The following is a 20378-nucleotide window of genomic DNA, read 5'->3' as shown; positions in this document are numbered from 1 at the left end:
CATGACTACTCCTAGTACAATAGGCAAAGACGTTACACCGGCATCAAAGTGGTCCCCCGCCTTGGCGCCTAGCCCTGGCATTACGCCGCTTTGCCCCCAGATGCGATGCACGTCCAGCGCAATTCCGAATCATCTACCGAAGAGATCCCATACCGCATGAGCACATTTGAAAAAGTCAGCAGCAACTTCATTCCAGTCTTGCAGGCGACCATCGAGCAATATGTCGACCCGGCAACGGGCATGCGCCACATCCACATGCATACCGAACAGGCTGAAATGGTGTTCCTGGTGGCCTTTCCCACTGTGCCTGAAGTGAGCGATGGCCGCGCGCATATCCTGGAACACCTGGCCCTGTGCGGTTCGGCCCGCTACCCGGTGCGCGACCCCTTCTTCTCGATGCTGCGCCGCTCGACGGCTACCTTCATGAATGCGATGACCTACCCGGACCGCACCGTGTACCCGTTCGCCAGCACCGACCGCAAGGATTTCTTCAACCTGCTCGACGTCTACCTGGACGCGGCCTTCTTCCCGAACCTCGATTACCTCAATTTCCGCCAGGAAGGCTGGCGCCACGCATTCGAAGGCGACAAGCTGGTGTACCAGGGCATCGTCTTCAATGAAATGAAGGGCGCCTTCAACAGCCCCATGCGTGCGCTCGACAGCGGCATCGCCAGCACCTTGCTCAAGGGCACGACCTACGAAGTGGAATCGGGCGGCGACCCACTGGTGATCCCGGAACTGACGCATGAAATGCTGAAAGAATTCCACGCCAGCCACTACCACCCGTCGCAAGCCGTGATCATGACTGCCGGCAATATCGAAGCGTCGGCCGTGCAGGAACAGGTGGCCCTGCGCGTGCTGTCAAAACTCAGCGGTTTTTCCGAACGCCGTTTGCCGCAGTTGGCGCCCGCGTGGAGCGCGCCACAGGAAAATGTTGTCAAAATTCCTTCACAGGAAGCACGCGACGATGAGTTCGGCTTGCAATTCGCCTGGCTGATGGGCGAATCGAGCGACCCGATCGCCTACTACCACGCGCATTTGCTGTCGCACGGCTTGCTGGGCGAATCGTCGGCACCCGTCATGCGCGCCATGGAATCGGCCGGCTATGGCCGTCCATCGGACATGAATGGCCGCGACGCGGGCATCCGCCAGATGGTGTTCCACATCGGCATGGAAGGCTTGACGCAGGAACAGATCGCCGACGCCCATCAGCGCATCTGGACAGCTTTGGAAGAAACGGCGGAAGAGGGCATTCCGGCCGCCGTGCTGCACGCGGCATTGCGCGATATCAAGTACAGCCAGCGCGAAATCAGCAGCGGGCGCACACCTTACGGCCTGGGCCGCTTGCTGCACGCCTTGCCGCTGGCCATGTATGGCGGCGACGTGATGGATGCGTTCGACAATGCGGCCATCCTGGAAACGCTGGAACAGCAGATCGAGGACCCGCAATTCTTCAAGCAACTGGTGCGTGAACTGATCGCCAATCCGACCCGCTTGACCACGCAGGTGGTGCCCGATGCCGCCTACTTCACGGACCGCGCCGCCCAGGAAGACGCCAGGCTGGCGGCCCTGCAGGCACGCCTGACGGATGCCGAGCGCGAGCACATCGTGGCCGAGTCCGCCGCGCTGGAAGCGCATCAGCAATTGCCGTCGAATTCGGAAGTCTTGCCGCGCATCCGCCCCGGCGACGTCAGCGCGCTGCCGCGCCCGGCCTTGCCGATTCCCCCGGCCGTCGATGGCGCCGTGGCGTTCAGTATTGCCTCGAACGGCATCAGCTATGCCAACGTGCTGTACGACGTATCGAGCCTGCCGGAAGCGTCGTGGCCGTGGCTACGCCTGTACACGGATCTGGCGCCGGAACTGGGCGTGGGCGACATGTCGTTTGACGACGCCAGCGCCTGGCGCCAGAGCATGGTGCCGTCCTTCCACATCGGCCTGGAAGCCATTCCCCGGCCTGAGCAGGCGATGCGCGTGGAACTGTCGTTCTCGGCCAGCGGCTTGCGTGAAGAACACGTGGCGATTGCCGCCGTGCTGTCGGCCTGGATCGCCAAGCCCCGCTTCGATGAAGAAGAGCGCCTGGCTTTCCTGATCGAAAGCCTGGTGCAGGATAAATTGACCAGCCTGGCCGAATCGGGCAACCGCTACGCCATGCTGGCCTCGACGGCGCCGCTGTCGGCCATGCGCCGCTTCGACGATATCGTCGGTGGCCCGGCCGCGCTGCCGTTCTACCGCCGCCTGCAGCAACTGAGCAAGACGTCGGCAGGCTTGCAGGAAATCGCCCGCGAGCTCGACACCCTGCACGCGCACATCATCGTCCAGCTGCCGACCGTGCTGTGCGCCGGCCTGGAGCAGGATGGCGAAGTGCTGGCCCGCTTGCTGGAATTGCCAGCGGCCAGCAAGGGAGTGGCAGCACTGGCCGAGACCGCAGCGCCAGCAGCATTGCCGCTGGCCAATACGGCCCTGCATGCGACGAGCCAGATCAACCATTGCTTCGTTTCCTGGGCCGTGCCCGGCGTCCACAATCCGGACGCTGCGGCCCTGGCCGTCGCCGCCGAACTGATGACCAACCAGGTGCTGCATACGGCCCTGCGCGAAAAAGGCGGCGCCTACGGCGGCAGCGCCAGCTATGCGGCCGGTGCCGGCACGTTTACGCTCAGTTCCTACCGCGATCCGCGCCTGGCCGGCACGTTTGCCGACTTCGGCACGACGCTCGAACAGATCCTCGATGGCGATTTCTCGCAAGAGCAGGTGGAAGAAGCCATCATCTGCGTCATCAAGGGCCTCGACAAGCCGCACTCGCCGTACGCGGAAGCGCTGACGGCGTGGAACATGCTGCAACGGGGCACGACGGAAGCCGTGCGCCAGCAATTCCGCACCGGCGTGCTGACCTGCACCTTGAGCCAGATCAAGGATGTCACGCGCACCTGGCTGAAAAACGGCCAGCCTAGCCGCGCCGCGTTTGCGGGCAACACGACGCAAGACCTGGCAGGGCTGGCCGTGGTCGATCTGCTGGCGCTGGCCAGCTAACCGTTGCAACGAACGCCGTTAGCTATTGCGGCACGGCGTTCGGTTCCATGTACATCAATTCCCATTGATGTCCATCCAGATCCTGGAAACTGTGGCCATACATGAAGCCGAAATCGATCGGCTCCTTGTACAGGCTGCCGCCCGCCTTGACGGCCTTCGCCACCAGCGCATCGACTTCGCCCCGGCTCTCGGCCGACAGGCACAGCAGCACTTCCGTCGCCACCTTCGTATCGCACAGCTCTTTGGGCGTAAATTGCCTGAATTTGTCGTGCGTCAATAACATCACGAAAATATCCTCGGCAACGATCATGCAGGTTGCCGTTTCATCGGTGAAATGGGCATTGAAACTGAAGCCCAGCGCCGTGAAAAACGCCACGGAACGTTCCAGCGACTGGACGGGCAGATTGACAAAGATTTTGCGGGCCATCATGTCTCCTTGAAGTGGGGTCGATCACTGCTGCCCGCCGATTCTACACCGGCTTTTTACGCGCCTGCGCGCCCCAGCGGACGGCGAGCAGCCAGTCAAACCTTCGCCAGCGCATCGCCCACGGCATCGAACACCAGGCGCAGCCGCTGCGCCAGCGGGCCCCGCTGCGGGCGGTAAATGTAGATGTCCCATGGCGCCGGTTCCACTTCACGCATGACAGCCACCAGGCGGCCGGCGGCGATGTGGCTATCTGCCAGGAAACTGGGCAGCTGGCCAAACGCCAGGCCGGCCAGCACGGCCGACAGTTCCGCCTCGGCGTCGTCGCACATGAAGCGCGCCCCGGTGGGATAGATATGCTGGCCGTCGGCAAACATCCACGGCCAGGCGCGCCCCGTGTTGCGGTCATGCATGGCGGTGGTGGGCAGGCGGTTCAAGTCCTCGAACGCGCGCGGGGCGCCGTGGCGCGCGATGCACGCGGGCGTGCCCACCACGTACAGTTGCGTCTTGGCTACCTTGCGTGCGACGAAACGGTTGTCGCGCAGCACGCCGATGCGCACGCCGATATCGATCTTTTCATTGACCACGTCGACCAGCTCGTCGCTGAGGCGCAAGTCGAAATTGATTTTCGGGTGGCGCAGGGCCAGGTCCGTCAAGGTCGGCAGGATCACGGTGCGCGCCAGCGAGGCCGGCGCCGTCAGGCGCACCAGGCCAGCCGGTTCATCGCCGCTGCCGATGTCGTCGTGCTCGAAGAGCTGGTCGACCTGCTGCACGGCTTGCTGCGCAAGAATGGCCAATTTTGCACCAAATGCGCTCAGCTGCACCTGCCGCGTATTGCGGTGAAACAGCAGTTCGCCCTGCAAGCGCTCCAGCTCCTGCACTGCGCGCGTGACGGCCTGCGGGGAAATGGCCAGGCGGATGGCGGCTTCCTTGAAACTGCCCAGCTCGGCAGCGCAGCAAAAAATACGCAACATTTCCAGTCGATTCAACATATGGCGGCCTCGCGATGCTTCCCATTTTTGGAATTGTGCAAGCTTATCACTTCCCATTCTGGCCGCACCGGGTGCGCCGCAGCGTATTTACACCACGCCGCCTTGCAAGGAGGCGATGAGCAGGGCCGCCAGCCGTTCGACGGGCGGCTTGGGCGCACTGATCCTGCCCAGTCTGGCATCGCGCTACGGCTTCATGCCCGTCTTCGGCGCCCTGGCCCTCGCATGCGCCCTGTCGGCGTTTTTTACCTGGAGATGGATGCATGAACCCCTTTTCACTGCCGAGGCCGCCAATAGCCCGTAAAACGCGTCCAAAGGCTTGATTAAGGGCAAGGCGGCGTCGCCATTGCCTGGCCCGCTCAAAAACGCCCGCGTCTGGCACATGGTGGCCGCCATCGGCCTCTTGTGCGTGCCGCAATTTGCCGTGTTCAGCTATGCCACCGTGTTCCTGCACGACCATGGCCACCTGGGCCTGGCGGAAATCACGGCCGTGATGGTGGCCCTGCAGGCGGGTGCCATGGTGATGCGCCTCTGGAGCGGACGCCACACGGACCGCCATGCCAACCGGCCCGCCTACCTGCGCGGCTCGGCCCTGGTGGCGCTGGCCGCATTCGTGCTGCTGGGAATTGCCGCCGCGTGCAATGCGCCGGGCTGGCTCTTGATGGCTGCCGTCGTGGCCGCCGGTATCGCCGTATCGGCCTGGCATGGCGTGGCCTATACGGAACTGGCCACCGAATCGGGCGCCGCCAGCGCGGGCACCGCGCTGGGCATGGCCAATACGGCCGTGTATGTGGGATTGTTCCTCACGCCGATCACCCTCCCGCACCTGTTGGCCGCCAGCAGCTGGCCCGTCGTGTGGTGAGCTGCGGGGCTGGTGGCGCTCGCTGCCCGGCCGCTGTTTCCCAAGCCTTAGGGCAATGGAGAAATGCGGTAGATACAGCGCAGCGCATTCGTCAATAAATGCTGCTCGCGCACGATGCTCGCCGTCGGCCCCACCACTTCCTGGAACAGCTGCAATTCGGAGCGGCAAAAGCCCTGGCAGGTGCGCGCGGCAGCGCAGATGGGACAGTGGTCTTCGATCAGCAGCCAGTCCTCGCCGTCCGCTTCCACGCGGGCCATATAGCCCTCTTCATCGCGCACGGCCGCCAGTTGCTGCAAACGCGTGGGCAAGTCCGCTGCCGGGCATGCCAGGGCGTAGGCGCTGCGGCTTTCCTCTTCGCGCTGCATGATGAGTTTATCCAGGCCCGCTTCGCCGAACAGCTGGCGTACCGAGCCGATCAGCTTGACCGTCAGCTGCGCATGCGTGTCGGGAAAGCGCGCATTGCCCGCCTGCGTCAAGACCCAGTTCTGGCGCGGCCGCCCGGCACCCGCCTGCCCTTCCTGGCGTCCCTCGATCAGGCCTGCCGCCACCAGCTTTTGCACCTGCTGGCGCGCCGCCTCGCCCGTCATCTCCAGGGTCTTGGCCACGGTTGCCGTGGAGACGGGTCCCTTGGTCTTGATGAAATACAGGATGCGCTCCGTGGTTTGCGGCGCCTCTTTATTATCCAAACGTTTACTTGTGTAATTCATTTCACTCAACTATCATGGGCCTAGTTAACCAACTAATTGCTTGCATAATAGGCCGGTAGCTCCCCGCTGTCGAGGAGTTTCCACGTCCGCATGCCGGCAAGACACTCTTTGGACTGGAATCCCATGCAGCTGCAGCACACCATCTGGCTGTTTCACGCCATCCTGGCCACCGGCCTGGCCACCTGGCTAAGCCTGGCCGCCATCAACAACCTGCACGCCTTCCACGATGCCGTCTGGGCCATCGGCAACACCATGCGCATGGACCCGCTGCGCCAGGACCCGACCATCCAGACCCCGCTGCTGCGCCGCGCGCGAACTTCCCTGCTGCTGCACCGCCTGGCCCTGAGCGTGGTGCTGGCGCTGCAGCTGGCCGCCGCCATCGCCGCCTGGACGGGCGTGGCGCTGTTCTTCGGCGCCGGCCTGATGGATGCCCTTCCCTGGCTGAACCTGGCCCTGTGCGCCATGGCCGCCTTTTTGCTGCTGATGCACCTGGGCGGCCTGTGGTTTGGCTACTGGATCGCGCAGGAAGGCTTGCAGACGACGCATCTGGTGCTGCTGCTGTGGACCCTGGCGCTGTTCTTTCTCTTCAACGCGGACCTGATCAGCCTGCGCTGCGCATCTGTTACCTCCTCATGAAAGACTTCATCATGCATACGAAAATCGCCGGCGCCTCCGCGCTGGCATCTGGCCCCGCGCCCCGCGCCACCAAGGTGGCGCTGTTGCCCGTCGTGCTGACCACGCAGGAACGCTACTTTACGGGCGTGGGCGAAAACGCGGAAAGCAGCCATGCGCGCTTGCGCCAGATGGTCAGCGAAAAGGCCGCCACGCAGGAGCAGCTGGACAGCGCGCTGGCCGCGCGCGACGCGGCCCTGGGCGACGTGCGCCAGACGCTGGCGCTGATCGCGCAAAAGACCATCCGCGCGCCATTCGCGGGACTTGCATGATTTAAGTTAAATCAAGCGTCCTTTGACGCCACCCATGTTTCGTGCAAATGGCGCCACAGCAGCATTCCAGCCGGTGTTTTGTCATAGACGACGGTGGATAAACGCTCGGTGTTTTCTCCGCCGGGCAGCGACTGGCACTCGCGGTAGGACACGGTCGCGCCGGCGGCGCTTTCCTGGATGAGCACCAGCGCATAAATGCGCATTTCCAGGCCCGCACGGCTGGCACCGGCGGCGCGGAAAAACGCCGTCACTGCGGCAGAATCGAGCTGCCTGCCGCCGGGCGCCACCATCGAAAAATCGGGCGAAAAACGCACCAGCAAGGTGGCGAGAATGTCCGGCGCAGAAGCCTCGCCACTAAGCCATTCGCGGATCAAAACATGGGTCGACAACACGTCGTCAAAATAAGCATTCGTCGTATTCATTTCTAGCTTTCCTGAGGATGGGATAAGAGGTTCAATACAGCGCGATTATCGATGCGCATGCACAGCGCCAGCGGCAGCACGCACGCGCTGGCGGCCAGTGCAAAACACCAGTGAAAAACCTGCGCCACACGCGCATGCTGGGCGGGGTCGTCCAGCGACGAAATACCTTGCGCCGCCAGCAGGATATTGAGCAGCACACTGAGTAGCGCGACGCCCAGGCAAAAGCCCAGTTGGCGGTTGATATTCCACAAGGCGCTGGCCTGGCTCAGCTGCGCGTCGGGCGTGCGCAAAAAGGCCGTGCTTTGCGCCGTGCTGCTGCACAAACCACCGCCAAAACCCATCACGGCATACGCGCCGGCCAGCCAGAAAATCTGGCCCGCGCCATCCACGCGCAGCAGCATCAGCATGCCCGCCGCCTGCAGCAGCGCACCAAAGATGAACAGCGGCTGCGGGCCCACGCGGCGATAACTTTTAGCCGTCAGCGAAATGGCTGCAAACGAGGCGAATGCCCACGGCAGCATCAGGGCGCCTGCCGCCGACGCAGACAGGCCAAGCACGCCCTGCAAATACAGCATGGCCAGCAAGCTCACGCCCATGAACACGCCCGGCACCAGCAAATACATGAGCATGGAGATGCGCAGCAGCGGTTCGCTGGCCAGGCGCAGCTTGAGCAGGGGCGCCGATTTCTTCAGCGCCCCGCGTACATACAAGGCGGCGCAAACGGCGCCCAGCGCCAGCACGCCAGCACCGGTCCACGCCTCGCCTGGCGTACCCAGCATGGTCAGGCCCAGCAACAGCAGCAAAATGGCCACGCTGCCCGCCAGCAGGCCACCCACGTCGAGGCGCGGCACGGCGCCGGGGACGCGCGGCGAATCAGGACGCAGCCAGCAGGCGGCCAGCAGCAGCGCCAGGGCGGCAAACGGCACGTTCAGGTAAAAAATCGCCCGCCAGGACAGGCTGTCGACGATCACGCCGCCCAAGGCGGGGGAGAGGGCCGGCGCCAGCAAGCCCACCAGCATGATGACGGACGACAGGCCGGGGCGCTCGGCAGGCTGGTACAGCTGATACGTCATGCTTTGCCCCAGCGGGATCAGCAAGCCGCCGCCCAGGCCCTGCACGCAGCGCCAGGCGATCAGCGCCTCGATCGACGGCGCCAGGCCGGCGCCCACGCTGGCGCATAAAAAAGTTAGCAACGAGGCCATAAACACCGTTTTGCTGCCATAATAGGCAGCAAGCCAGGCGCTGGCGGGGATGACGATGGTCAGGCCGAGGATATAGGCGGTGCTGATCCAGGCCAGCTGCGCCACCGAGGCGCCCAAGGCGTGGCCGATGTCGGGGTAGGCGACGCTGGTGATGAACATGTTGATCAGGTCAACGAAAAACCCCAGCAGGTAGATGGCCGCGACTTTTTTGCGATAGTCCATGGTGCTCCGAATGGCAAACGGCCAGCTTAAGCGCCACAGGCCATTTGCGTAACGGGCCAGCCCCGATTACACTGTCAAACATATTTTGACAAACCCGTGGAACACGCATGCCTCCTCATTCTTTGCCATGATCAGTCTCGACCGTCTGGGTATTTTCATCGCCATCGTCGATGCCGGTTCGCTGACGGCCGCCGCCGCCGTACTGGGCCAGAGCAAGGCTGTCGTCAGCTTCAATTTGAAACAGCTGGAAGCGGAGCTGGGCGTGTCGCTGCTGACGCGCAGCACGCGCAGCCTGTCCCTCACCGACGTAGGGCGGCGTTTTTACGAGGATTGCCAGCGCGTGCTCAGCGAAGCGCATGGCGCCATCGAGACGGCGCGCCAGGGCCACCAGGGCTTGCGCGGCACCTTGCGCCTGACCACCACCGTCGAGTATGGCAACCGCACCGTGGTGCCCGCGCTGATCGCCTTCGCCGCCGCCCACCCGCAGCTGCAGATTCAACATTCGTCGTCGTCCTCGCATGAAGACCTGATTTCCGGGCGCTACGACGTGGCCATCCGCATGGGTTCACTCAGCGATTCGAGCTACCGCGCTTCGCTGGTGGAACACTACGCCATCTGGCCCGTCGCCTCGCCCGCGTATCTGGCCAGCCTGCCCGGCAAGGGCATCGCCACGCTGGACGACTTGCAGCGCGCGCGCTGGCTGGCGCACAGCCGCCTGAATGCGCCCTTGCGCTGGGAAGTGCAGACGCCGGACGGCATAATGGGCTTTGCCGCGCAGGACGATGCCGCCATCCATTCCGACTCCGCCTCGGCCCTGCTGGGCTTTGCCTTGGGTGGCTGCGGCGTGGCCCTGCTGCCGCAGTGGCAGGTGGAAGGGGACGTGCGCGCGGGACGTCTGCGCCATTTGCTGCCCGAGGTCATTTTCCCCGAGCAGGGCGTGTACGCCGTGTATCCGAACACCCAGCATATCGCGGAAAAAGTGCGCGCCTTCATCGACTTCCTGCGCGCCTTCGTGGGGACGCCGGAGTGAGGTTGCACGTGGCGCCGCAGCGAGTTGCAACGCATCAATAATTGATGAACATAACGATTTCCAGAGGCAAACGAACGCCCTTTTCGCGTTGAACGGCCTACACTGAAAGGACGTAGTTCATCGATTGGAGACTATCATGGCACACACATTGGCAGCAGTTTTCGCGCAACGCGACATGGCCGAGCAGGCGCGGCAAGACTTGATCGTGGCGGGCTTTCCCAGCGCTAACATCCGCCTGCACGATGCGGGCAGCGACGGTGTTTCCGCCGCGCAAGTCACGCACGATGACGACAGCCTGCTCGACAGCGTGAAGCATTTCTTTTCGGACCTGTTTGGCAGCCACGCCGACCACCACGTGTATGCGGAAGCCGTGCGGCGCGGGCATATCGTGCTGACCCTGGAAGAGGCCAGCGATGCCGATATCCAGCGCGCCACCGACCTCGTCGAGCGCTACACGCCCATCGATATCGACGCGCATGCGGACCACTGGCGCGCCGGTGGCTGGCAAGGCGCCCCGCTAGCGGGCGACAGCGCGATGCGCCAGGGCGCCAGCATGCAGTCGGGCGCGGCGTCGCAGCAAGGCACGCCCGCCGGCAATTTCAGCGAGGCAGCGGCTGGGTCGCAGCAGTTTGCCGGCAGCATGCCAGCGGCCACGCCGCCAACGGGCACGGGCACGGGCACGGGCACGGGCGCCACCGTACGCCACTATCCCGGCGCCGACAACCTGCCGCGCACCAGCTACGACGACGAGCAGTATTACCGCAACCACTGGAGCAGCCAGTACGCGGCCAGCGGGACGCGCTTCGACGACTACGATCCCGCCTACCGCTATGGCCATTCGATGGCAGGCAGCGACAGTTACCGGGGGCAAAGCTGGGAGCAGGTCGAAGATGAACTGCGCGGCACCTGGGAACATACGTATCCGGAATCGGCGTGGGACGACTTCAAGGCGGCCGTCAAGCATGGCTGGGAGCGCATTACGTCCTGATACCCGCCGCGGCGCTGACTAGCCTTCTCAGCCTGTCAGCGCCCCTCATACGTCAGCTTCAGGAAGTGATTCAATATGTGGAAGTGGTCTTCGAAAAATTCCTCTTCCATGGCCGGCAGCGATGACACGGGCACCCACTGCGCCAGCGCCGCATCGTCGGCCGCCGCCACGGCCGGCAGCTGGCGCGTCTTCAGATCAAAGTAATGCGCATGGGTGATGGTGCGCCCGCGCTGGCTGCGGTCCGGATGGTCGAACACGGCCACGCCAACCAGTGCCTCGACCAAGGTGGGCGCCAGCACGCCCAGCTGCGTTTCTTCCGCCAGTTCGCGGATGGCGCCCTGCAGCAGGCGTTCGCGCGGTTCCAGGAAGCCGCCAGGCAGCGCCCACAAGCCCTTGCCCGGATAGCCGCCCCGGCGCACGAGCAGCACGTGGCCGGCCGTCTGCACCAGCGCATCGACGGTGCTGAAGATGGGCGGATACGGCGCCGCGCGCCAGCGCGCCTTGTACGCTTCTATGGCGCGGTATTCCTGCACCAGCGGCGCATACCACGGCAACAAGGTCCACGCCTTCAAATACTGGCTGATGGGGCCCGGCAGCAGTTGCGCCACGGCGCTCAGCGACACGTCCACGTCCTCGGCCTCGAACAGCACGTTGCGGATCGCCGTGGCGCCGATGGGCGCGCCCGGGTCGATTTCCCGGTTCAGCAGCTGCCAGTGGGGGAAGTGGTGCAGATAGTAGCTGGTGGCGTCCTTGAAACAGGCCACCAACGTCACGCGCGGCGCCCTGGGCACGGCGAGCGCCACGGCGCGCCGCACGGCATCGGCCCACAAGCCATCGTCGTAGTAGTCGCGCACGGCGACGTAATGCACGCGCTCGCGCTGCGCCTCGGGCAGGGTGGCGGCGACCATGGCGGCCCGCTCCTGCCACGTAAACGGGTTCTTCGGGCTGCGCGCATGGAAGGCCGAGCCCAGCACCACCACCACGTGGGCGGCAGTGGCCAGCGCCGTCTGCAGCAAGCCCGCATGGCCGTGATGAAACGGCTGGAAGCGGCCGATCAGGATGGCCGCGTCGGCAGGATAGGCGAGTGTCATGCGTCGTCTCCGGTGGGGTAGTGGGCGGCGATCGGCAATTGCCGGCCGCTGCCAAAAGCGCGCGAACGCACGCGGATGATGGGCGCCGCCTGGCGCCGTTTATATTCGTTGCGGGCGACCATGCCGAGGATGCGCGTCACCAGCGCTCGCCCGTCATCTGTCTCGCGCAGCTGGTCGACTAGGGTCAAAGCTTGCGCGCTTTCGGCCGCCGGCAGGCGTTTTCCCTCGATATGCCATTTGAGGATGTCATCGAGCACGGGGTATGGCGGCAAACTGTCGGTATCGCGCTGGCCCGGCGCCAGTTCCGCCGAGGGTGGCTTGACCAGCACGGCGGCGGGGATCAGTTCGCGCCCGGCGCTGGCGTTCAGGTGGCGCGCCAGGGCGAATACCTCCGTCTTGTACAAGTCACCGATCAGCCCCAGGCCGCCATTCGTGTCGCCATACAGGGTGCAGTAGCCCACCGAAATTTCGCTCTTGTTGCCGGTGGTGAGCAGCAGGGCGCCGAACGCATTCGAGTACTCCATCAGGATCGTGCCGCGCACCCTGGCCTGCAGGTTTTCCAGCGGCAGCCCCTGCAGCTTGCCGTCAAAGGCGGCCGCGTAGCCCGTTTCATAGTGGGCCACGATGTCGCGAATCGGGTGCGTGTAGAGGGCGATATCAAGGTTGGCGCACAGGGCCACGGAATCGATGACGGAGCCGGCGCTGGAAAAGACCGATGGCATGGTGATCCCCACCACGTTGTCCGCGCCCAGCGCCTCGACGCCCAATGCCAGGGTTAGCGCCGAATCGATGCCGCCCGAGCAGCCGACGACCACTTTGCCAAAGCCGCAGCGGCGCGCATAGTCGCGCAAGCCGAGCACGATTTGACGCCGCGCAAACTCCACGGCGGCGATGCCATCCGCGTCGGGCACGGGGAATGGCGAGCCATCGCCCTGCGCGAAACGGCCGTCGCCGAAGCGCAGCAATGGAAAATCTTCAACGAAGCGGGCCGCCTCGAACTGCAGGCCAAGGGTGGCTGAGATGGCGAACGAGGCGCCGTCGAACACCAGCTGGTCCTGGCCGCCCACCTGGTTGACGAACAGCAAGGGCAAGTGCAGGCGCGTGCAGGCGGCGCCAAACACGGCGTGGCGCTGCGCGCGCTTGCCGATGTCGGACGGGCTGGCGTTGATGCTGACCACCAGGTCGGGATGCGCAGCGTGCAGGGCCTCGAATGGATTGACGGCGTAGGCGCGGCCATCGTCGTTCCAGCCATCCTCGCAAATCATGAAGCCGACCTTGCCGCCGGCGTTGTTCAACGTGCAGGCGCCGGGTGGGCCGGGTTCAAAATGACGGCCTTCGTCGAAGATGCCGTAGGTCGGCAACAGCTGCTTGTAGTATTCGGCCACGATGCGCCCGTCGCGCAGCGCCAGCAAGGCGTTGTACAGCGGCTTGCCGACGCCGGGATTGGGCCGTGCCGTGCCGATGACGGTGACCAGCGCCGGCCAGCGCGTGGAAGCGTGCAGCAGCGCATCCAATGCCTGCTGCATGCGCTGCAGGAAGGCGGCATCCTCGAACAGGTCGCCCGGGTAATAGGCGCATAGCGACAGCTCGGGACACACCAGCAGATCCGCACCATCCTCGCTGGCGCGGCCCATGCGCGCGATGATGGCGGCGACATTGCCGTCGAAGTCTCCCACGGTTGGATTGAGCTGGGCGATGGCGATGGTCAGCATGATGATCCTTCAGTTGCTTGCGCTGGAAACTTCCGTGGGCCCTATCCTGCCTGAAATTGAGCGGAGCGTATTAATGCAATCGTGCAATTGAAGTTGCCAGCACATTCTGGCCCGCCACGCTCAGCATAGTCGGCTTGCCGCCACCGCACCAGTATTTCCTTCCCGATGTTTCACGTGAAACCTATGCAGCGCAAACCAGATGGGCAGCCGATCGCCGGTATGCCTCCCATATCGCGGGCTTAGGTGCTCAGGGGCGGCGTCACGGCCGCCGCCGGTGCCGCCGCCGAAATCGGCGGCGCCTCGGGCTGCGCCGGCAACGTGCTCAGCACCATGGTGCTGGGCTTGGAAATCGGCATGTCGGCCGCGTGCAGGCGCTTGAGCAGGTCGAACAGCAGATTGCTGCGCACGCCATACGCCAGGCGCGGCGAGGCAACATAACCGCTGGCGTTAAACATCAGATAGCCATTGTCGATGCCGTCGAGCTGCACGCTGGGCGCCGGCGTCGCCAGCACGTCGTGGTTATCGACAAAGGCCGCCAGGATCAGCGCGCGCGCCTCGTCCGCATCGGTGGCCAGGGGCAGCGGCAGCTTCAGTTGCACCAGGCCCAGTGGATTGGCGTGGGTGACATTGCGTACCGTCTTGGTGATGAATTCCGAATTCGGCACGATCACCGTGGAACGGTCGCCCAGCTGGATTTCCGTGGCGCGCACATTGATGCGGCGAATATCGCCCTCCACGCCGCCCAGCGAGACCCAGTCGCCCACCTTCACGGGCCGTTCGGCCAATAAAATCAGGCCCGAGACAAAGTTCTGCACCACCGCCTGCAAGCCAAAACCGATACCCACCGACAAGGCCGATGCCACCCACGCGATGCGTTCCAGGCCGATGCCGACCGCCGACAGGGCCAGCGCCACAGCCAGCACGCCGCCGATATAGCCGAACAGGGTAATGAACGACACTTGCATGCCGGAATCGAGATTCGTCGTCGGCAAATAGCTGTTTTGCAGCCAGCGCTTGAACAGGCCCAGCGCAACGAAGCCCACCACCAGCACCAGCAGCGCCTGGATCATGGCGGCCGGGCGAATCGCCACCTCGCCGATGGCCAAGCCATCCTGCAGCTTGCCGACGCGCTGGAACAGCTCGCCCGGCCCTTCGCCGAACGGCGCCAGCAGCAGCATCAGCGCCAGCAGCACGACGATGGCGCGGCCGATGCCCGACAGCAGGACGGCCGCCTGGTCGCGCGCCTTGGGCGTGGCCAGCACGGGGTTGGTGGCGTCCGGCGGCGGCGGCGTGGACGCCAGCAGCATGCAGATATCATCCACCAGCACCGTCAGCAGATACGTGCTGCAGAGCACCACGATGACCCAGGCGATTTGCTTGGCGACAAAGCTGCCAAACGCCACATAACCGATCAGCAGGCTGATGACGCTCGATGCCAGCGCCAGCCACAGCAGCACCGTGACGCAGCGCAGCCACAGCGGCGTGACGAGATTGGCGGGATCGGCCTCGCGCAATTGCCGCCAGCAGCGCTCGGCGCGCATCAAGCCGTAGGCGATCGTCGTGCTCATCACCAGGGCGACGATGCAATTGACGGCCACGGCCGTCGACAGGCCCGCGTTGATGACGATGGTGGCCCGCTCCGTCGCCCACACCAGCACCACGATGAAGGAAAACATGGAGGGGAAATGGCGCATGCGGTGCGCCAGCGCATCGGGCAGCGGCAGCAAGCGCCACGATACGCGGCGCGGCGACAGCAGCGCGTGGCCGAGCCCGGCCGTAAAACCGGAAAAACAGATGATGCCAATCAAGCTGCTGAGGAAAGTCGAGGTTTTCTCGGACAGGCTGCCATCCCAGCGCAAGCCCATGGCCAGCAATTCAGCCACCAGCCCCGGCGTGGCCAGCGCCAGCACGATGACGGCCAGCGCATGCAGGGAGCGGCGCAAGCGGCCATGCGGCACGCGCGTGGCCGTGAGCACCAGCAAATAGCGCGACGCCCAGACGCTGGCGGCAATCACCGCCACCATGGCGGCCAGCAAGCCGGCCCAGGCCGACCACGGCGTGGCGCGCGCCGCGGTGGCCAATTCCAGTTCCAGCGCCCACAAGCGCTGCAGATTTTGCGGCAATTCGCCATGCAGCTGCTTCCAGAAGGAACCCGCCAGAATGGACGCCGTGCGCTCACCCAGGCGCGCCTGCAACTGCGAGCGGCGCACCGTCGATACTTGCTCGGACGCTTGCGTCGCTTCCACCGCCAGCAGCCGCGCCAGTTTCACCTGCGCATCGAGCGCGCTGCTGGTGCGGTCGAGCTGGCTGCGCTGCGCCGCCACGTCGGGCGCTTCCTTGCTGCCCGCCGCCGGCGTCCCCAGCTCGGCCAGCCGCGCCTGCACGCTGGACAAGGTCGGCGTGAGCGACTCGGCCACCTTGTCCGCCTCGGCACTGGCCGCCAGCGCATCGGCCTTCATTTGCGACAGCGTCGCGTCGTCCAAGTCGGCCTCGCCATCGAGCGCCTTCTGGATGCCGGTGATCTGCTTGCGCAAGCCATCGAGGCGCTGGTCGGCCGTGGCGGCATCATCGACGGGCTGCGACCAGGCGGGCGGTGTTGATAAAGAACAAGCCAGCAGCATGGTCAACAGCAGCGGCAACAGCCAGCCGCGCCAGGGCCGGCCCGTGGAACGGGGAATGGGGTTACGGAAAGAAATCATGCAGTCCTATCGGCCAGGTCAGTACGGGTGGAGTCAAGACGGCATCGCGCCGGCAGGCACAGCGGCCAGGAGCGGCAGCGGCGGGCGCCGGGGCGATGGATGTTACGGGAGTTGCTTAACTGTACGGCAAACAGCGACAGACTAGCGCAATCCTGCGATGGGCGGCGGAACTTTTCGTGCGGCAACGTGATGAGTGGTGACAGTCGTGCTGAACATAAAATTGAATTTAGAGGGGATAAATTCAGTTTTATGTTCATTCAAAAAACCGATGTGTAATACGCTATCAACAACATCGTATGTCAAGCACGCAGTATCTCTTCAGCCATGTTGTCCAGCTTTTCTTTAATACCATGCCAGCCAGGCATGGTTCGGTCCAACGTTTTGTAGAACTTGGGTCCATGGTTGTGATCTGGAGTACCGCCAGAACTAATCCGTGCAATCTTACCCAAAGTAGATTGTTGCCAGCCATTAGGAAGCATCACGCCCACCTTTCTTACTCAACTGCTTTTCCACTTTTTCCAGTTCTTTAAAATCTGCACTGTCCGCTTCCATGGCATCGGCCTTGCGCCGCTGTCCATCAAACTCCTCATATCGCTCATGGGCAATCTTCAGCATGGCGTCATGGCTCATGCGTCCAGCGCCTTTTAACAATGGGCTTTCATTGAACTGAATGAAGTTGTCCACGTATTGGCGCCAGTCGGCCATCCTCAACTGCTTGCGCTGGCGGATGCGCAGTTCGGCAAACTCCAGGAAGGCGGTGACCATGCGATTCAGGTGATCGATTTCTTCCCCGTTGAGGTAATTCTTGGCAACGATGACATCCGTCTTGCGGATGCGCTCCGCCTTCCATGCCGTCAGCGCCATATTGGATTGACCAGAGTCGGCGCGATTGACGATCAGTTCTGCGGCGGTTTGCTGGGTGACGGCGTACAACATTTTATTTTGTACTTCTGCAAAGAAATATTTCAATGTCTCGGCGTTGTCTTTGTAATCCACGGACAAGGCAAGCAGGTCGCGCACTTTTTGATAAAAGCGTTTTTCGGAAGCCCGTATCTCACGGATACGTTCGAGCAGTTCGTCAAAGTAGTCCCAGCCCACCGGGTCTTTCATGCGCTCGTCATCCATGACAAAGCCTTTGACCAGGTATTCGCGCAAGTGCGTCGTTGCCCATTGGCGGAACTGGGTGCCACGCGGTGACTTCACCCTGTAGCCGACTGCCAGGATCATGTCCAAATTGAACAGTTTGGTACGATAGCGCTTGCCGTCTGCGGCAGTTGTCAAGTCTTCCTTGACAACTGAATTGACGTCCAACTCGCCTTCTGACAACACGTTTTTAACGTGCAGACTGATGTTCTGCTTGGTGGACTGAAATAGTTCCGCCAATTCCATTTGGGTCAACCATACGGTGCCCCCTTGCGCCCGTAAAAAGAAGGTCGCACTACCATCCTCGGAGGCATACAGCACCAATTCACCTTGGTCTACAATCGGCTTGCTGGCATCACTCATAGCCCAACTCCTTCAAGTACACCGCCATCTTCGCTTCCAAAACTGCCAGCTCTGCCTTGAGTTGCTCGCGCTCCTTGCGCACAGCCATCAGGTCAATCTCAGCCTCTTCCTCGAAGGTATTTTTCACGCTTTGCGCGTCAACGATCAACAGCGTCGGCTTGGCGCTGCGCTCCAGTCTCTCGCGGGCCGCGCCAACCTGATTTTTTTAATGCCCGCTCCAGCACGCTGATGCCGTGCTGGTCGGGCTCACTCCATTTGGCAAAGTACGAATGCACCGTCCTCCATTTCGGAAAATCCCATGGTAGCATCCTCCACTGGCAGCCACTGCGCAGCAGATACAGCACCGCGCAGAACACTTCGTACAAGTCCACCGTGGTCGGCTTCGTGCGTTTCCTCACGCTTTGCAGCAGCGGCAGGATTTCTTCAAACTTCTCTCGAATGATGTCGCTGGCGTAAGGCTTTCTCATCCCGCCATTATCCGGCCATTCGGATAGATTGTGAACCCGTTCTAAGAACGTGATGCACATAAATGACAAAATTATGCTCCTCATCTGAAGCGTTCATCACAACTACTTGGTTTGTTATTTATCTACGCATAAAAACCACGTCGACTGGTTTCTGCGCGCCGCACTATTGAATTTCCTCAACTGCCCCCCAAGATATAAAGTTAACAACAGGAAACCATTCTGTTCAGGACGAAAGGGGCACATGGTCGCGCCGCAAGATCACGAGTATTTGGTAATGGGAGGAGCCAATCGAGCCGGCGTTGGGCGGCTCTTAAGCTTTGCCGCGAGCGTGATTTCTGGTGGCCTGGTCTTTGGAATCCTTTACGCAATAGATTTAGCAGAACAATTGGGATGGAACGTCAACGCACCACCAACCCTGTTGTCATTGGTGGGCGCCGGTGCCGTCTTCGGCATCCTGTACTGGGTACTGAACAAATGGGCGTGGAGGTGGCCCGGTATCGGTACGTTTCTGAAGGTTCCCGATATATCGGGAACCTGGGACTGCCAGGGAAAAACCCTCGCTCCGGATGGATCAACTAAATTCGACTGGCAGGCTGAAGTTACGATCGTCCAATGCTGGGACAAGCTGCGTATCCGCCTGGCTACTAAGACCTCTGGTTCGAGCAGTATCTCCGCCGCGCTAGCTCACGATAGCGTCGACGGCTTCGTACTGCTATACCACTATCGGAACGACCCGCGGCCTGAGGCCGTTGAATTAAAACCGCATACCGGATGCGCTGTGATAACGATCGCCAAGGATCTCAAATCCGCCGACGGTGAGTACTTTAATGGCCGTGGTCGAATGACCTTCGGCACAATGACTTGGACGAAGAGGAACTAATGACCACAGATATCAACAAGCGCCTGATCCAGCTTAGGGCACGACGCACCGGCATGTCTACTGGCATGGAAGCATTTGCGAAGGCGGGCTCGGTCTTCGATAGCATCACCGAAGACGCGGCCGGCCCAGAATCGTGGGAGATTCGCGGAACTGCGACCCAGCAATGGACGAAATACACGATTGGAGCCATGGAGGCTGTCGGAAAAACTTACACCAAGGTCAGTTTGGCCACTGCAGATCGAGTGGCGGACCAACTACGCGGGCGCCTGGCCGCCGCCGGCATCAAAGTCGAATTCAAGCTGCAAGGCTCCGTACCGCTGGATGTTCACATTAAGCGCGTCAGCGACGTGGATCTGTTGACTATCCGAACCGACTTCCTGACCTACTCGTCGAATGGTGTGAAGGCGAGGCTGGGGAAATATGGTAATTCGAGTGATACGTCTAGCGAGAGAGTTCTGGCGACCCTCCGCACGCAGGTCGAATTAGATCTCCCTGAAGCGTTTCCTGCTGCCGATGTTGACAAGTCGGGGGCCAAGGCTGTGAAAATTTCCGGCGGCTCGCTTCAACGGTCCGTCGATGTCGTCCCAGCGCATTGGCTCGATACTGAGCCATACCAGCTTAGTGAACGAGAAGAGGACCGTGGAGTTCGAATCTACAACAAGAAGACCGGCGAGACTATCAAAAACCAACCCTTCCTGCACATCCATCTCATAGGCAGCAGATGTAATTTAATTCAAGGCGGTCTACGCAAAGCCATTCGGCTGTGCAAGAGCGTGAAGGCAGACTCAGATCGAGACATTCAGCTGTCAAGCTTTGACATTACCTCGATTATGTACCATGCCGACGTGAACGCGCTGCGCGCCGGACAGTTCACCGACTTGGCCGTGCTAGCCGAGACACAGCGCCACTTGGACGCGCTCTGGAAAGATCAGGCTAGAGCGGAAAAATTACTCGTTCCGGACGGTAGCCGCCGAATCTTCGATGCGCCCGAGAAGCGCAATTGGCTGGGCCTCTTGTCGAAAGAAATCGATGAGCTGCTCAGCAACGTCTATATGGAAATCGAGCCAGGCCGACGCTCGCCAAACCAGACGCTGGACGTTAAACGCAGCTTAGTGCAAGCAACAGCCATCTAAGGCCGCCACGATATCGGCATGACTCGCATTGCGGTGATACGGCCGACGCACGTCGGCCAGCACCTGCATCTGT

At 62.5% G+C, this 20378-nt stretch carries 18 protein-coding genes and 2 pseudogenes; 8 read left to right on the top strand and 12 right to left on the bottom strand.

All coding sequences use genetic code 11. From position 1 onward, the window contains the following. Positions 1 to 156: 156 nt before the first annotated feature. Positions 157 to 3027, top strand: coding sequence for an insulinase family protein (locus ACQ4W6_RS04425; protein ID WP_436565966.1), 2871 nt, complete (start codon positions 157 to 159; stop codon positions 3025 to 3027). 22 nt (positions 3028 to 3049) lie between these two features. On the opposite strand, the gene ACQ4W6_RS04420 is transcribed toward ACQ4W6_RS04425, so the two are convergent. Both ACQ4W6_RS04420 and ACQ4W6_RS04415 read right to left on the bottom strand, forming a co-directional pair. Further along, on the bottom strand, positions 3050 to 3454 hold the full coding sequence (locus tag ACQ4W6_RS04420; protein WP_436566052.1) for a VOC family protein: 405 nt from the start codon (positions 3452 to 3454) through the stop codon (positions 3050 to 3052). Between the two features lie 95 nt (positions 3455 to 3549). After that, positions 3550 to 4425 (bottom strand): LysR family transcriptional regulator, encoded by an 876-nt coding sequence (locus ACQ4W6_RS04415; RefSeq protein ID WP_436565965.1) that lies wholly within the window; start codon positions 4423 to 4425, stop codon positions 3550 to 3552. Positions 4426 to 4585: 160 nt separating this feature from the next. On the opposite strand from ACQ4W6_RS04415, the pseudogene ACQ4W6_RS04410 reads away from it, so the two are divergent. Beyond that, a pseudogene (locus ACQ4W6_RS04410) lies at positions 4586 to 5302 on the top strand (MFS transporter); the annotation flags it as partial. A 47-nt stretch (positions 5303 to 5349) separates the two neighbouring features. Here ACQ4W6_RS04410 and ACQ4W6_RS04405 read toward each other — a convergent pair. Next, complete coding sequence (locus ACQ4W6_RS04405) at positions 5350 to 6009, bottom strand: helix-turn-helix transcriptional regulator (protein WP_436565964.1); 660 nt, start codon at positions 6007 to 6009, stop codon at positions 5350 to 5352. Positions 6010 to 6132: 123 nt separating this feature from the next. Between ACQ4W6_RS04405 and ACQ4W6_RS04400 the strand changes: the two genes are divergently transcribed. Together ACQ4W6_RS04400 and ACQ4W6_RS04395 are read left to right on the top strand one after the other, a co-directional pair. Next, complete coding sequence (locus ACQ4W6_RS04400; RefSeq protein ID WP_436565963.1) at positions 6133 to 6645, top strand: DUF2165 family protein; 513 nt, start codon at positions 6133 to 6135, stop codon at positions 6643 to 6645. A gap of 11 nt (positions 6646 to 6656) precedes the next feature. Next, positions 6657 to 6953, top strand: coding sequence for a hypothetical protein (locus ACQ4W6_RS04395; RefSeq protein WP_436565962.1), 297 nt, complete (start codon positions 6657 to 6659; stop codon positions 6951 to 6953). Positions 6954 to 6964: 11 nt separating this feature from the next. Here the strand turns inward: ACQ4W6_RS04395 and ACQ4W6_RS04390 are convergent, their stop codons facing one another. Together ACQ4W6_RS04390 and ACQ4W6_RS04385 are read right to left on the bottom strand one after the other, a co-directional pair. Further along, positions 6965 to 7375: a DUF4440 domain-containing protein gene (locus ACQ4W6_RS04390; protein ID WP_436565961.1), complete on the bottom strand. Its 411-nt coding sequence runs from the start codon at positions 7373 to 7375 to the stop codon at positions 6965 to 6967. 2 nt (positions 7376 to 7377) lie between these two features. Further along, positions 7378 to 8799, bottom strand: a complete 1422-nt coding sequence (locus ACQ4W6_RS04385) for an MFS transporter (protein ID WP_436565960.1) — start codon at positions 8797 to 8799, stop codon at positions 7378 to 7380. Between the two features lie 127 nt (positions 8800 to 8926). Between ACQ4W6_RS04385 and ACQ4W6_RS04380 the strand changes: the two genes are divergently transcribed. Continuing rightward, positions 8927 to 9829: a LysR family transcriptional regulator gene (locus ACQ4W6_RS04380; protein ID WP_436565959.1), complete on the top strand. Its 903-nt coding sequence runs from the start codon at positions 8927 to 8929 to the stop codon at positions 9827 to 9829. 136 nt (positions 9830 to 9965) lie between these two features. Next, positions 9966 to 10817, top strand: a complete 852-nt coding sequence (locus ACQ4W6_RS04375) for a hypothetical protein (protein WP_436565958.1) — start codon at positions 9966 to 9968, stop codon at positions 10815 to 10817. A gap of 35 nt (positions 10818 to 10852) precedes the next feature. Here ACQ4W6_RS04375 and ACQ4W6_RS04370 read toward each other — a convergent pair whose 3' ends face one another. The 7 genes and pseudogenes from ACQ4W6_RS04370 to ACQ4W6_RS04340 form a co-directional block, all read right to left on the bottom strand. Beyond that, positions 10853 to 11908, bottom strand: a complete 1056-nt coding sequence (locus tag ACQ4W6_RS04370; protein ID WP_436565957.1) for a bifunctional nicotinamide-nucleotide adenylyltransferase/Nudix hydroxylase — start codon at positions 11906 to 11908, stop codon at positions 10853 to 10855. Further along, positions 11905 to 13620, bottom strand: coding sequence for an NAD+ synthase (locus ACQ4W6_RS04365; RefSeq protein WP_436565956.1), 1716 nt, complete (start codon positions 13618 to 13620; stop codon positions 11905 to 11907). Before ACQ4W6_RS04365 ends, ACQ4W6_RS04370 begins: the two co-directional genes overlap by 4 nt. Before the next feature lie 239 nt (positions 13621 to 13859). Then, the gene (locus tag ACQ4W6_RS04360; protein ID WP_436566051.1) at positions 13860 to 16241 is read right to left on the bottom strand and encodes a DUF3772 domain-containing protein; all 2382 of its coding nucleotides are present in this window, start codon (positions 16239 to 16241) and stop codon (positions 13860 to 13862) included. Between the two features lie 377 nt (positions 16242 to 16618). Continuing rightward, positions 16619 to 16801 carry a hypothetical protein gene (locus tag ACQ4W6_RS04355; RefSeq protein ID WP_436565955.1) on the bottom strand — a complete coding sequence of 61 codons (183 nt, stop codon included), beginning with the start codon at positions 16799 to 16801 and terminating at the stop codon, positions 16619 to 16621. Then, positions 16788 to 17825 (bottom strand): virulence RhuM family protein, encoded by a 1038-nt coding sequence (locus ACQ4W6_RS04350; RefSeq protein WP_436565954.1) that lies wholly within the window; start codon positions 17823 to 17825, stop codon positions 16788 to 16790. Before ACQ4W6_RS04350 ends, ACQ4W6_RS04355 begins: the two co-directional genes overlap by 14 nt. Further along, complete coding sequence (locus tag ACQ4W6_RS04345; RefSeq protein ID WP_436566057.1) at positions 17818 to 17952, bottom strand: hypothetical protein; 135 nt, start codon at positions 17950 to 17952, stop codon at positions 17818 to 17820. Before ACQ4W6_RS04345 ends, ACQ4W6_RS04350 begins: the two co-directional genes overlap by 8 nt. Further along, positions 17941 to 18292 (bottom strand): annotated as a pseudogene (locus ACQ4W6_RS04340) (transposase); the annotation flags it as partial. The gene ACQ4W6_RS04345 and the pseudogene ACQ4W6_RS04340, both read right to left, overlap by 12 nt. A 241-nt stretch (positions 18293 to 18533) precedes the next feature. Here ACQ4W6_RS04340 and ACQ4W6_RS04335 point away from each other — a divergent pair. Together ACQ4W6_RS04335 and ACQ4W6_RS04330 are read left to right on the top strand one after the other, a co-directional pair. Beyond that, positions 18534 to 19172: a Cap15 family cyclic dinucleotide receptor domain-containing protein gene (locus ACQ4W6_RS04335; RefSeq protein ID WP_436565953.1), complete on the top strand. Its 639-nt coding sequence runs from the start codon at positions 18534 to 18536 to the stop codon at positions 19170 to 19172. Continuing rightward, positions 19172 to 20305 (top strand): nucleotidyltransferase family protein, encoded by a 1134-nt coding sequence (locus ACQ4W6_RS04330; RefSeq protein WP_436565952.1) that lies wholly within the window; start codon positions 19172 to 19174, stop codon positions 20303 to 20305. The genes ACQ4W6_RS04335 and ACQ4W6_RS04330 overlap by 1 nt, the downstream gene beginning before the upstream one ends. Positions 20306 to 20378 lie beyond the last annotated feature (73 nt).

It is taken from the genome of Janthinobacterium woesei (assembly GCF_051380875.1).
Taxonomy (GTDB): Bacteria; Pseudomonadota; Gammaproteobacteria; order Burkholderiales; family Burkholderiaceae_D; genus Janthinobacterium.
Note: the sequence above shows the minus strand (reverse complement) of the source record. Positions and strands in the feature narration are given on the sequence as shown.

Coding starts and splice junctions, on each gene's coding strand:
- ACQ4W6_RS04390 (WP_436565961.1), bottom strand. CDS start 7,375: ATGAATACGACGAATGCTTATTTTGACGACGTGTTGTCGACCCATGTT.
- ACQ4W6_RS04400 (WP_436565963.1), top strand. CDS start 6,133: ATGCAGCTGCAGCACACCATCTGGCTGTTTCACGCCATCCTGGCCACC.
- ACQ4W6_RS04360 (WP_436566051.1), bottom strand. CDS start 16,241: ATGCTGCTGGCTTGTTCTTTATCAACACCGCCCGCCTGGTCGCAGCCC.
- ACQ4W6_RS04375 (WP_436565958.1), top strand. CDS start 9,966: ATGGCACACACATTGGCAGCAGTTTTCGCGCAACGCGACATGGCCGAG.
- ACQ4W6_RS04415 (WP_436565965.1), bottom strand. CDS start 4,425: ATGTTGCGTATTTTTTGCTGCGCTGCCGAGCTGGGCAGTTTCAAGGAA.
- ACQ4W6_RS04385 (WP_436565960.1), bottom strand. CDS start 8,799: ATGGACTATCGCAAAAAAGTCGCGGCCATCTACCTGCTGGGGTTTTTC.
- ACQ4W6_RS04350 (WP_436565954.1), bottom strand. CDS start 17,825: ATGAGTGATGCCAGCAAGCCGATTGTAGACCAAGGTGAATTGGTGCTG.
- ACQ4W6_RS04330 (WP_436565952.1), top strand. CDS start 19,172: ATGACCACAGATATCAACAAGCGCCTGATCCAGCTTAGGGCACGACGC.
- ACQ4W6_RS04420 (WP_436566052.1), bottom strand. CDS start 3,454: ATGGCCCGCAAAATCTTTGTCAATCTGCCCGTCCAGTCGCTGGAACGT.
- ACQ4W6_RS04335 (WP_436565953.1), top strand. CDS start 18,534: ATGGTCGCGCCGCAAGATCACGAGTATTTGGTAATGGGAGGAGCCAAT.
- ACQ4W6_RS04365 (WP_436565956.1), bottom strand. CDS start 13,620: ATGCTGACCATCGCCATCGCCCAGCTCAATCCAACCGTGGGAGACTTC.
- ACQ4W6_RS04370 (WP_436565957.1), bottom strand. CDS start 11,908: ATGACACTCGCCTATCCTGCCGACGCGGCCATCCTGATCGGCCGCTTC.
- ACQ4W6_RS04395 (WP_436565962.1), top strand. CDS start 6,657: ATGCATACGAAAATCGCCGGCGCCTCCGCGCTGGCATCTGGCCCCGCG.
- ACQ4W6_RS04380 (WP_436565959.1), top strand. CDS start 8,927: ATGATCAGTCTCGACCGTCTGGGTATTTTCATCGCCATCGTCGATGCC.
- ACQ4W6_RS04425 (WP_436565966.1), top strand. CDS start 157: ATGAGCACATTTGAAAAAGTCAGCAGCAACTTCATTCCAGTCTTGCAG.
- ACQ4W6_RS04405 (WP_436565964.1), bottom strand. CDS start 6,009: ATGAATTACACAAGTAAACGTTTGGATAATAAAGAGGCGCCGCAAACC.